Origin of the sequence: Streptomyces sp. NPDC058665 (assembly GCF_042714995.1) — a bacterium.
GTDB lineage: Bacteria > Actinomycetota > Actinomycetes > Streptomycetales > Streptomycetaceae > Streptomyces.
In genome coordinates, this window is sequence record NZ_JBHXRX010000033.1 from 29,221 (window position 1) to 41,090 (window position 11,870).

10 protein-coding genes are annotated in these 11,870 nt (G+C 72.2%); 6 read left to right on the plus strand and 4 right to left on the minus strand.

Annotated features, from left to right (window positions below; all coding sequences use genetic code 11):
• Positions 1-25: 25 nt before the first annotated feature.
• Complete coding sequence (locus ACFWV8_RS22140) at positions 26-658, minus strand: Uma2 family endonuclease (RefSeq protein WP_384204807.1); 633 nt, start codon at positions 656-658, stop codon at positions 26-28.
• Positions 659-735: 77 nt separating this feature from the next.
• Here ACFWV8_RS22140 and ACFWV8_RS22145 point away from each other — a divergent pair, with 77 nt between their 5' ends.
• The gene (locus tag ACFWV8_RS22145; protein WP_384204814.1) at positions 736-1,464 is read left to right on the plus strand and encodes a siderophore-interacting protein; all 729 of its coding nucleotides are present in this window, start codon (positions 736-738) and stop codon (positions 1,462-1,464) included.
• A 42-nt stretch (positions 1,465-1,506) separates the two neighbouring features.
• Here the strand turns inward: ACFWV8_RS22145 and serC are convergent, their stop codons facing one another.
• A complete protein-coding gene (gene serC / locus ACFWV8_RS22150; protein WP_384204819.1) occupies positions 1,507-2,625 on the minus strand; it encodes a phosphoserine transaminase in 1,119 nt (372 codons plus the stop codon).
• Between the two features lie 124 nt (positions 2,626-2,749).
• Between serC and ACFWV8_RS22155 the strand changes: the two genes are divergently transcribed.
• Positions 2,750-5,656: an FAD-binding and (Fe-S)-binding domain-containing protein gene (locus ACFWV8_RS22155; protein ID WP_384205025.1), complete on the plus strand. Its 2,907-nt coding sequence runs from the start codon at positions 2,750-2,752 to the stop codon at positions 5,654-5,656.
• Here the strand turns inward: ACFWV8_RS22155 and ACFWV8_RS22160 are convergent.
• A complete protein-coding gene (locus ACFWV8_RS22160; protein WP_384204824.1) occupies positions 5,616-5,969 on the minus strand; it encodes a hypothetical protein in 354 nt (117 codons plus the stop codon). The two genes, ACFWV8_RS22155 and ACFWV8_RS22160, sit on opposite strands and share 41 nt — an antisense overlap.
• Positions 5,966-6,439 (minus strand): hypothetical protein, encoded by a 474-nt coding sequence (locus ACFWV8_RS22165; RefSeq protein WP_384204830.1) that lies wholly within the window; start codon positions 6,437-6,439, stop codon positions 5,966-5,968. The genes ACFWV8_RS22160 and ACFWV8_RS22165 overlap by 4 nt, the downstream gene beginning before the upstream one ends.
• A gap of 149 nt (positions 6,440-6,588) precedes the next feature.
• Between ACFWV8_RS22165 and ACFWV8_RS22170 the strand changes: the two genes are divergently transcribed.
• The 4 genes from ACFWV8_RS22170 (at position 6,589) to ACFWV8_RS22185 (ending at position 11,860) form a co-directional block, all read left to right on the plus strand.
• Complete coding sequence (locus ACFWV8_RS22170; protein ID WP_384204836.1) at positions 6,589-7,599, plus strand: DMT family transporter; 1,011 nt, start codon at positions 6,589-6,591, stop codon at positions 7,597-7,599.
• 90 nt (positions 7,600-7,689) lie between these two features.
• Positions 7,690-8,499 carry a TIGR03084 family metal-binding protein gene (locus ACFWV8_RS22175; RefSeq protein WP_384204841.1) on the plus strand — a complete coding sequence of 270 codons (810 nt, stop codon included), beginning with the start codon at positions 7,690-7,692 and terminating at the stop codon, positions 8,497-8,499.
• A 2-nt stretch (positions 8,500-8,501) separates the two neighbouring features.
• Entirely contained in the window at positions 8,502-10,265 is a 1,764-nt protein-coding gene (locus ACFWV8_RS22180; RefSeq protein ID WP_384204847.1) for an acyclic terpene utilization AtuA family protein, read from the plus strand.
• Positions 10,262-11,860 (plus strand): acyl-CoA carboxylase subunit beta, encoded by a 1,599-nt coding sequence (locus tag ACFWV8_RS22185; RefSeq protein ID WP_384204852.1) that lies wholly within the window; start codon positions 10,262-10,264, stop codon positions 11,858-11,860. Before ACFWV8_RS22180 ends, ACFWV8_RS22185 begins: the two co-directional genes overlap by 4 nt.
• The last annotated feature ends 10 nt before the right edge of the window (positions 11,861-11,870 follow it).

The window sequence follows — 11,870 nt, forward strand, 5'->3', positions numbered from 1 at the left end:
TTGGGTACGCCGTACTCAACCCGGGCTATGAGGTGGTTCTCTTGCGCTCCCCGGCCCGGAGCACGGCCGAGACATCGAGCTTCACCTCAGCGCCGATGGACTCGGGGAGGACGATCTGCTCGCCCGGCGCGTGGATGCGGTGGTTGACGTAGTCGGCCCCAACGGCGTCGGTCAGGACGTGCAACCGGTTGTGCTTGCGGTCGACGATCACGTAGACGGGGATCTTGGCCTCGGCGTAGGCGGTGACTTTGTCGCGCAGGTCCTGCTGGAAGTTGAGGTAGGTGACTTCGGTGACCAGCCGGAAGGCGGTCGGGGCATAGCAGTTGAACTGGACCCGGTGGTCTTCGAGACCGCTGTCGACCACCGACAGGTCCGGGATCGCGAAGTCTTCGGGACCGGTCGGCAGCCAGAGACCGATGGCCTGGAGAACCTCCGACGTGTCGCCGTGCAACTCCACCGCAGTGAACGCCAACATGAGGTCGCTCAGGGTCCTCGCATGACCCGGGTCGGGGAGTGGGGCGATCCTGATGGAGCCTCCGACGATCTCGACCCGGTAGCCCGGGTGCAGGTCCATGAGACGGTCGGCCACCCCGAGCAGGGTCTCCGGGGAACCGCTTCCCGGTCGGCCGGTCATCTGCCTGGTTGAACTTGTGGACATCGGCTTCCTTCGTGGGTACAAGGGTGCTTCACCTCAAATGAGGTTAGGCTGACCTAACTTCAACGCGGAGGGTCCATATGGGTCACGGCTGGGAGGGCGTTGTCCTCAAGGTCATGGGTGGCGTCGACTTCACGTTCACCGTCATCGGGTGCGAGGACGTCACCGGTGCGTACCGCCGCGTGCGGTTCCGTGACGGGGGGATGCTCGCCGGCACCGGGACGTATCCCACCATGTGGGTGCGCCTCTGGTTCGACAACGGCGGGAAGCCGCACCAGCGCGCGTACACGCTCGTGGATCCCGATCCGGCGGCCGGTACCTTCGCCGTCGAGTTCGCGCTCCATGACGGGCCCGCGAGCGACTGGGCGCGGGCCGCGCGGCCGGGGGACACCGTGGAGGCGACCCTGCGCGGGAGGGAGTACCGACTGCCCGAGCCGCCGCCCGCGCGGATGTTCCTCGTCGGGGACCGGGCCTCGGTGCCCGCGCTCAACTCGCTGCTCGACGCCGCCGGGGCCGCGTCCGCGACCATCTGGCTGGAGACGGCCCATCCCGACGACGACCGGCTGCCGCTGCGGATACGGCCGGACCGGCACGAGGTACGCAGGGTGCCCCGGCAGGGCGGCGGGGCACCAGGGCTGGTCGCCGCCGTCAAGGACGCGCTGCCCGGCCTGGTCGGTGAGGACCGGGCCGGGGCGTACGTGTGGATCGCCTGCGACACGGTGACGACACGGGCTCTCGCCTCGTACGCACGCAGAGAACTGCGCCTGCCGAAGCACCGCGTGCACGCCACGGGCTACTGGAGCCCGTAGCGTTCCGCCGTACGGCTACGGCTACGGCTCAGGGCTGAGGGCTCAGAGCTTGTCGATCACGTAGTCGACGCACGCCGTCAGCGCCTCGATGTCCGCCGGGTCGATCGCCGGGAACATCGCCACGCGCAGCTGGTTGCGGCCCAGTTTGCGGTACGGCTCCGTGTCCACGATGCCGTTCGCGCGCAGGACCTTGGCGACCGCCGACGCGTCGATCTCGTCCGCGAAGTCGATCGTGCCGATGACCTGCGAGCGCTGCGCGGGGTCGACCACGAACGGCGTCGCGTACTTGGACGACTCCGCCCAGCCGTACAGCGTCCGCGCCGACGTGGCCGTGCGGGCCGTCGACCAGTCGAGGCCGCCCTGGGTGTTCAGCCAGGTCAGCTGCTCGTTCAGCAGGAAGAGCGTGGCGAGCGCGGGGGTGTTGTACGTCTGGTTCTTCAGCGAGTTGTCGATCGCCGTCGGCAGCGAGAAGAACTCCGGCACGTGCCGGCCCGAGCCGTGCACGCGCGCCGCGCGCTCCAGCGCGGCCGGCGAGAAGACGCCGATCCACAGGCCGCCGTCGGAGGCGAAGGACTTCTGCGGCGCGAAGTAGTAGACGTCGGTCTCGGCGATGTCGACCGGCAGACCGCCCGCGCCCGACGTGGCGTCGACCAGCACCAGCGCGCCCTCGTCGGCGCCCGCGACCCGCTTGACGGGCGCGGCGACACCGGTGGAGGTCTCGTTGTGCGTGAGCGCGTACACGTCCACGCCCGCCTCGGCCGCCGGCTCCGGGTGGCTGCCCGGGGCCGCGGAGATGACGGTCGGCTCGGCCAGCCACGGCGCGAGCTTCGACGCCTTCGCGAACTTCGACGAGAACTCGCCGAAGCTCAGGTGCTGGGACTTGTTCTCGATCACACCGTGCGTCGCGATGTCCCAGAAGGCGGTGGAGCCGCCGTTGCCCAGGATCACCTCGTAGCCCTCGGGGAGCTTGAAGAGCTCGCGCACGCCGTCGCGCACCGCGCCGACCAGGTTCTTCACCGGGGCCTGGCGGTGGGACGTGCCGAGGAGAGAGGTACCGGTCGCGGCCAGTGCGTCGACCGCCTCCGTACGCACCTTGGAGGGGCCAGCGCCGAATCGACCGTCGGCGGGCTTGATGTCAGCGGGAATCTGAATGTCGGCCACGGCGGCAGCCTAGACGTTTTCCGCCGGGCGTCAGGGGAGTGGTTCACGTCGTGAGATGCGTCCGGCGGGGCATCCTGGGGGAATGGCTGAGCACCGGGAGCGGCACGGGAAGCGGGGAACGGGGATGCGTACGGCACGTGAGAGGACGGCGGAGTCCACCGCGACCACGGCGGCGGCCACCGCACTCGCGAGAGACCTGGAGCGGGCCGTGCGCGGCGAGGTGGACTTCGGTTCCGCCGCCCGCGCCCTGGTCACGATGGACGCGTCCAACTACCGCCGCGTCCCGGTCGGCGTCGTCTCCCCCCGTGACGCGGCGGACGTCGCGGCGGCCCTCGACGTGTGCCGCGCCCACGGCGTACCGGTCGTGCCACGCGGCGGCGGCACCTCCATCGCGGGCAACGCGACCGGCATCGGAGTCGTCCTCGATCTCACCCGGCATCTTCGCTCGATCGTGTCGGTCGACACCGAGGCGCGTACCGCCGTCGTACAGCCCGGGGTCGTCCTCGACCGGCTGCGCGACACCGTCGCACCGCACGGCCTGACCTTCGGGCCCGACCCGTCCACGCACAGCCGCTGCACCATTGGCGGCATGATCGGGAACAACTCGTGCGGGTCGCACTCCGTCGCGTGGGGGACGACCGCCGACAACGTCCACGAGCTGTCGGTCACGACGTACGGCGGCGCCGCGCTACGCCTCGGCCGGGGGAGCTGGGACGGCGCGCCCGAGGGGCTGCGCCCCCTCGTGGAGACCAACCTCGCGCTCCTGCGCACCGGTTACCCCACCGGCCTGCCGCGCCGTATCTCCGGTTACGCGATCGACGCGCTGCTCCCCGAGAACGGCACCGACCTCGCCCGCGCCTTCTGCGGCAGCGAGGGCACGCTGGGCGTCGTCACGGAAGCCGTCGTACGGCTGGTCGAGTCGCCGCCCGTGCGGGTGCTCGCGGTGCTGGGCTACCCCGACGAGAGCGCGGCTGCCGAGGCGGCGGCCGGGCTGCTGCCGTACCACCCGCTGACCGTCGAGGGCATGGCCGACGATCTCGTTCCCGGCGCGCACGACCTGCCGCGCGGTGGCGCCTGGCTCTTCGTGGAGACCGGCGGCGCCACCGTCGCCGAGGCCCGCGCGCACGCCGAGCGGATCCTGCGGGCCGCCGACGCCCTGGACGGCACGGTCGTGACCGACCCGGCCGGGGTCCGTGCGCTGTGGCGGGTACGGGAGGACGCGTCGGGCACGGCGACGCGCAGCGCCGACGGCGGCGAGGCGTGGCCGGGCTGGGAGGACTGCGCCGTACCGCCCGCCCAACTCGGCGCGTATCTGCGGGAGTTCCGTGCCCTGCTCGCCGAACATGGGCTGCGGGGAACGCCGTACGGGCACTTCGGCGACGGCTGCATCCATGTCCGCATCGACTTCGACCTGTTGAGCACCGGCGGCGTACGGCGCTTCCGCCGCTTCTCGGAGGACGTCGCGGGGCTCGTCGTCGCGCACGGCGGCTCGCTCTCCGGCGAGCACGGCGACGGGCTGGCGCGCTCCGAGCTGCTGCCGGCGATGTACGGGGACGAACTGACCGGTCTCTTCGGGCGGTTCAAGGACGTGTGGGACCCGGCGGGGGGCATGAACCCCGGTTCGATCGCCCGGCCGGCCAGGCTGGACGAGAACCTGCGCTTCGAGGTCCTGCCGCGCAGGCGGGTCGACGTCGCCTTCGCCTACCCGCACGACGGCGAGGCGGACGGTGTGGTGGGCGGCGACTTCTCGGCGGCCGTACGGCGCTGTGTGGGGGTCGCCAAGTGCCGGGTGGAGGGGCCGAGTTCGGGCCCGGGGGTGATGTGTCCGTCGTTCCGCGCGACCGGCGACGAACAGCACTCCACGCGCGGGCGCGCCCGGCTGCTGCACGAGATGCTGGCCGGCGAGATCGTGACGGACGGCTGGCGCTCGGCCGAGGTCAAGGACGCGCTCGACCTCTGCCTGTCCTGCAAGGGCTGCCGCAGCGACTGCCCGGTGGGGGTGGACATGGCCACGTACAAGGCGGAGTTCCTGCACCACCACTACGCGGGGCGGCGGCGGCCGGCCGCGCACTACACGATGGGGCGGCTGCCACGCTGGCTCCGGGCGGCGGCGCCCTTCGCACGCCTGCTGAACGCGGCGGTACGGGTGCCGGGAGCCGCCGCGCTGGCCAAGCGGGTGGGCGGCATCGCGCCGGAGCGCTCGATCCCGCGCCTGGCGCCGCGGACGTTCACACGGTGGCTGCGGGGGCAGCGGCGGGATCGGGTCGACGACCCGGCGGTGGTGCTGTGGCCGGACACCTTCACCGAGCACCTGTCGCCGTCGGTGGGGCGGGCGGCGGTACGGGTCCTGGACGCGGCGGGGGTGGGCTTCACCCTGCCCGCGGGCACGGTCTGCTGCGGCCTGACGTACGTCTCCACGGGCCAGCTCGACCAGGCCCGCACGGTCATGCGCCGCACCCTGGACCGGCTGGCACCGCTGCTCGACACGGGCCTGCCGGTCCTCGTCCTGGAACCGAGCTGCGCGGCGGCGCTCAAGACCGACCTGCCGGAACTCCTCGCGGACGACCCACGCGCGGCCCGCCTCGCCGCGTCCGTACGGACCTTCGCCCAGACCCTGGAGGAGTGCGCGCCCAACTGGCAGCCACCCCGGGTGAACCGCCCGGTCGCGGGCCAGACCCACTGCCACCAGCACGCGGTCCTCGGCGACGGAGCTGACCGCCGCCTGCGCGAACGGGCGGGCCTGACGGGCGAGTTGAGCGGTGGCTGCTGCGGCCTCGCGGGCAACTTCGGCTTCGAGAAGGGCCACTACGAGGTCTCGACGGCCTGCGCGGAGGACCAACTGCTCCCCGCGGTCCGCGCGGCGGAGGAGGGAACGCGACTCCTGGCGGACGGCTACTCGTGCCGCACACAGCTGGACCAACTGGCGGACGGAGGCGCGAAGCACTTGGCGGAGGTGCTGGCGGATGCGCTGGACTCCTCTGGCGAGCAGCTCAGTCGGTCAGCTTCGGATGCCCGGCCCCGGCGAAGGTGATCCAGGCCGTGCGGTTCGTGTCGTCCACCAGGTACCAGACACGGCCTCCCGCGGTGACCTCGAACTGCCAACGTTCCAGACGCTGACCCTTGAACTCGCCCGTGCCGAGGGCACCTTTGAGTCGGTGCTGGCGCTCAGGGGAGTCCGCTCCGCGCGGATCGGCGCGGATGCGGTCGAACGCCTTGCGTAAGTTGCCCGCCGCGTGCCGCGACAGGTGCTCCCATCCCGTGGCCGCCTCGCTGCTCGCGAAGCGGAGGTCGTATTCGCCGGCAACGGGCGGCGGTGCCGCCCGGTCTCCGCGTTTGGGGCTCATGCCGACTCCTCCGGGCGTAGCGCGGGGCCGAGGTCGCCCTCGGGGTCGCGTGTCAGTACCGCGTGGAGGGCCGGGTCCGCGTGCACCTCTGCCGTGTGCCGCCACTGGGTGAGCAGGAGCGCGATGGGCGAGAGGTTGTCCAGCGCCGTCGCGCCCTGTGCCGTGCTGACGAGCTCGTCCATCAGCACGTCGACGTCCTCCGGTGGGAGGAACGTCGTCCACGGCAGAGCGTCCGGCAGAGCGGACCGCAGAGCCGGGATGTTCTCCGTCCGGACCAGCCCGGCAAGCAGACGGGCGGTGAAGTCGACCACCGCGCTGTCGCTCTCCATCTGGTCGACGCTGATCAGGGCGAGGTCGTCGGCGTCCCGCCGCCGCAGCCGCAGCGCACGGACGCTGTCGAGGCGGCGCGTCGTCCTTGCCGGGTGGTGCAGCAACTCGCTGAAGGGGACGTCCTCATAGGCTGCGGTCATGACATCCACACTACCTCGGATGTCTGCTGTCGGTGTCGGTGTGTGTCTACCGTGAGAAGCCGACTCGGTGAATGACCCCAATTCCGAGTGCAGTATGTTAGATCTCGAAGTCCATTGTGTTGCCCTAAGTGATCTGGAGGAGGTCCCCGGTGGATGAGCCGCGTGCCGTAGTCGCAGGTGTTGGCGCGGCGCCGGAGGCCTTGGGCGGGGAGCGTGGGCGGCGGGCCCTCGGGCCCCTCGTGCTTGTCGTCAGTGGCGTGCTCTCCGTGCAGTGGGGCGCCGCCGTCGCCGTGTTGTTGATGCCGCGCGCCGGGGTCGTCGGCGTCGTGACCCTGCGGCTCGTGCTCGCCGCCCTCGTGCTGCTCGTGATCTGCCGGCCCCGGGTCCGCGGGCACTCGCGTGCCGACTGGGGCACCGTGCTCTTCTTCGGGGCGGTCCTGGCGGCCATGAACCTCCTCTTCTACCAGGCCGCCGACCGCATCCCGCTGGGCGCCGCCGTGACCCTGGAGGTGCTCGGGCCGCTCGCGCTGTCCGTGATCGTCTCGCGCAGGCTCGGCAACCTCCTGTGGGCCGGGCTCGCGCTCGGTGGTGTGCTGCTGCTGAGCGGGGGCGGGTTCGACCGGCTCGACCCCGTGGGCGCGGCGTTCGCCCTCGCGGCGGGGGCGATGTGGGCCACGTACATCATCTTCAGCGCCCGCGTCGGGCAGCGGTTCCCGCAGGCCGACGGGCTCGCGCTCGCCATGGCCTTCGGCGCACTGCTGTCCCTGCCGCTGGGCATCCTGGAGGCCGGTTCGAAGCTGCTGGTGCCCTCCACGATCGGGCTCGGGCTCCTGGTGGCGCTGATGTCGTCCGTCCTGCCGTACACCCTGGAACTGCTCGCCCTGCGGCGGCTGCCCGCGCCGACGTTCGCGATCCTGATGAGTATCGAACCGGCCATCGCGGCGATGGCCGGCTTCCTCGTCCTGCACCAGAGCCTGACCTTCACCGACGCGCTGGCGATCGCGCTGGTCATCGCGGCCAGCATCGGCGCCGTCCGGACGCAGGCGGGCCGGCGTGCGGAGGTGAGGGCCGAACGCGACGCCGCGCGGGAGAAGCTGACGGCCGCCCGGAAGGCCGGTAACGACGCGGCGCCCACCGGCCAGGAAAGCGGCCTGAAGTAAACCAAGCTCGCTTGCTTGTTTCTCCGGGCGCTGCCATGCTCCGGGACACGTACGACGCCGTGTCCCGCGAGTCCGATCGGAGCGCACCACGTGTCCGACCCTGCCGCGCCCGTCCTCGACGATCTGCGCAGCGAGAGTGAGGAACTCGACCGGCTCGTCGCAGAGTTGGACGGCACGGGCTGGTCGCTCGCGACCCCCGCGGCGGGCTGGACCGTCGCCCACCAGATCGCCCATCTCACCTGGACCGACACCGCGTCCCTCCTCGCCGTCACCGACGAGACCGCCTTCGCCGACCTGGCCGCGAGGGCGCTCGCCGCCCCCGCCACCTTCGTGGACGAGGGCGCCGATGCCGGCGCCGTACTGCCGCCCGATCAGCTCCTCATCCGCTGGCGCGAGGGCCGCGAACGGCTCCAGGCTGCGCTGCGTTCCCTGCCCGCCGGTGCGCGTTTCCCCTGGTACGGGCCCCCGATGAGCGCGCCGTCGATGGCGACCGCGCGGCTGATGGAGACCTGGGCGCACGGCCAGGACGTCGCCGACGCGCTCGGCGTACGGCGCGAGCCCACCGCCCGGCTGCGGCATGTGGCGTGGATCGGCGTACGGGCCCGCGACTACGCCTATCTTGTGCACGGTGAGCAGCCGCCCGCAGCCCCCTTCCGGGTCGAACTCACCGGCCTTGGAGGGGAGTTGTGGGCGTACGGCCCAGAGGACGCCGGCCAGCGCGTCACCGGGCCCGCCCTCGACTTCTGTCTGCTGGCCACGCAGCGCGCCCACCGCGCGGACCTCGCCGTACGGGCCGAGGGCGCGGACGCCGACCGCTGGCTGGACATCGCGCAGGCCTTCGCGGGCCCGGCAGGCCCCGGCCGCCCGGCGAAATCCGGCCGCCCGGCGAAGGGGGCGTGACGGTGCCGGACACCACCCCCGGCCCTGGTCCCGGTCCCGACCCCGGCGTCCTGCGGATAGGCAATGCCTCCGGCTTCTACGGCGACCGTTTCGACGCGCTGCGTGAGATGCTCACCGGCGGCCCCCTCGACGTCGTCACCGGCGACTACCTCGCCGAACTGACCATGCTCATCCTCGGCCGCGACCGGCTGAAGAACCCGGCGTCCGGCTACGCCAAGACCTTCCTGCGGCAGTTGGAGGAAGGGCTCGGGCTCGCGCACGAGCGCGGCGTGAAGATCGTCGCCAACGCGGGCGGGCTGAACCCGGCCGGACTGGCCGCCGCCGTACGCGAACTGGCCGAGCGCGTCGGCGTCCCGGTGCGCGTCGCGCACGTCGAGGGCGACGACCTGCTGGCCGCCCGCGACTGGGGCGAGGGCGTGCTCACCGCCAACGCCTATCTCGGCGGCGCCGGCATCGCGCAGTGCCTGCGCGCGGGCGCCGACGTCGTGGTCACCGGACGGGTCACGGACGCGGCCCTCGTCACCGGCCCCGCCGCCGCGCACTTCGGCTGGGACGGCCACGGGCCCGGTGATCCCGGTGCGCTCGCACGCCTCGACGCGCTCGCGGGCGCGGTCGTCGCCGGGCACGTCCTGGAGTGCGGCACCCAGGCCACCGGCGGCAACTACGCGTTCTTCGCCGCGCACGACGGCGGGAACGGCGTCCGCCGCCCCGGCTTCCCGCTCGCCGAAATCCACGCCGACGGCTCCGCCGTCATCACCAAGCACCCCGGCACCGGCGGGATCGTCGACATCGGCACCGTCACCGCGCAGTTGCTGTACGAGACCGGGGGCGCCCGGTACGCGGGCCCGGACGTGACGGCCCGGCTCGACACCGTACGGCTCAGCCAGGACGGCCCCGACCGGGTCAGGATCTCCGGCGTACGCGGCGAGGCGCCGCCCCCCACGCTCAAGGTCGGGCTCAACCGGATCGGCGGCTGGCGCAACGAGATCGTGTTCGTCCTGACCGGCCTCGACATCGACGCGAAGGCACGGCTGGTGAAGGACCAGATCACCGACGCGCTCTCCGTCCGGCGGCCCGCCGACGTCCGCTGGGAACTCGCCCGCACCGACCGGGCGGACGCCGATACCGAGGAGACCGCGAGCGCGCTGGTGCGGCTCGTCGTCCGCGACCCCGACCCGGACGCCGTCGGCCGGGCGGTCAGCGGCGCCGCGATCGAGCTGGCGCTGGGCAGTTACCCCGGCTTCCATGTGACCGCGCCGCCCGGCAAAGGCGCGCCGTACGGAGTCTTCGAGGCGGCGTACGTGCCCGCGGCCGAGGTCCCGCACACGGCGGTGCTGCCGGACGGCACCCGCGTCCGGGTCCCGACTCCCGTACACACCAGGTCACTTGAGCCGGTCCAAGAACCGACGCTCCCCGCCCCCCTCCCCGCCGGCCCCACCCGCCGAGCCCCTCTCGGCGTGATCGCCGGCGCCCGCAGCGGCGACAAGGGTGGCGATGCCAACGTCGGCGTGTGGGTGCGCACCGACGAGGCCTGGCGCTGGCTCGCGCACACGCTGACCGTCGACCTGTTCCGTGAACTCGCCCCCGAGGCAAGGGACTTGACCGTCGTACGGCATGTCCTGCCCCACTTGCGCGCCCTCAACTTCACGGTCCACGGTCTCCTCGGCGATGGCGTCGCCGCCCAGGCCCGGTTCGACCCGCAGGCCAAGGCGCTCGGCGAGTGGCTGCGCTCCCGGCACGTCGACATCCCGGAGGTTCTGCTGTGACCGTGCTCCACTCGGCGTTGGACCCCGCGTCCCCCGAACACGCCGCACACCGCGCCGAGATGCTCACCAGACTCGCCGAACTCGGCACCGAGCACGCCAAGGCGCTGGCCGGCGGCGGTGAGAAGTACGTGGCCCGGCACCGTACACGCGGAAAGCTCCTCGCCCGTGAGCGGATCGAGCTGCTGCTCGACCCCGACACCCCGTTCCTGGAACTCTCCCCGCTCGCGGCGTGGGGCAGCGACTACCCCGTCGGCGCGTCCATGGTCACCGGGATCGGCGTGATCGAGGGCGTCGAATGCGTCATCACCGCCAACGACCCGACCGTACGCGGCGGCGCGTCCAACCCCTGGACGCTGAAGAAGGCCCTGCGCGCCAACCAGATCGCGTACGAGAACCGGCTGCCGCTCATCAGCCTCGTCGAGTCCGGCGGCGCCGACCTCCCCTCCCAGAAAGAGATCTTCATCCCCGGCGGCGCGCTCTTCCGCGACCTGACGCGGCTGTCCGCCGCCGGAATCCCCACGGTGGCGGTCGTCTTCGGCAACTCGACGGCGGGCGGGGCGTATGTGCCCGGCATGTCCGACCACACCGTGATGATCGAGGAGCGGTCGAAGGTCTTCCTCGGCGGACCGCCGCTCGTGAAGATGGCGACGGGCGAGGAGAGCGACGACGAATCGCTCGGCGGCGCGGAGATGCACGCCCGTACGTCGGGGCTCGCCGACCACTTCGCGGTGGACGAGCCCGACGCGATCCGCCAGGCGCGGCGGATCGTCGCGCGCCTCAACCACCGCAAGGCGCAGCCGGATCCCGGGCCCGCCGAGCCGCCCAAGTACGACGCGGAAGAGCTGCTGGGCATCGTCCCCGGCGATCTCAAGATCCCCTTCGACCCGCGCGAGGTGGTGGCGCGGATCGTCGACGGCTCGGACTTCGACGAGTTCAAGCCGCTGTACGGGCCGAGCCTGGTGACGGGCTGGGCGCGGCTGCACGGCTATCCGGTGGGGGTGCTGGCCAACGCGCGGGGCGTGTTGTTCAGCGCCGAGTCGCAGAAGGCCGCGCAGTTCATCCAGCTCGCCAACCAGCGTGACATCCCGCTGGTGTTCCTGCACAACACCACCGGCTACATGGTCGGCAAGGAGTACGAGCAGGGCGGCATCATCAAGCACGGCGCGATGATGATCAACGCGGTCGCCAACTCGAAGGTCCCGCATCTGTCGGTGCTGATGGGCGCGTCGTACGGCGCCGGGCACTACGGCATGTGCGGCCGGGCCTACGACCCGCGGTTCCTTTTCGCCTGGCCGAGCGCCAAGTCGGCGGTGATGGGGCCGCAGCAACTGGCGGGTGTGCTGTCGATCGTGTCCCGCGCGGCGGCGACGGCCAAGGGACAGCCGTACGACGAGGACGGCGACGCGGCGCTGCGCGCGATGGTGGAGGCGCAGATCGAGGCGGAGTCGCTGCCGGTGTTCCTGTCCGGGCGGCTCTACGACGACGGGGTCATCGACCCGCGCGACACCCGTACGGTGCTCGGCCTGTGCCTGTCGGCGGTGCACACGGCACCGGTCGAGGGCGTACGGGGCGGCTTCGGCGTCTTCCGAATGTGAGTGATGAGGG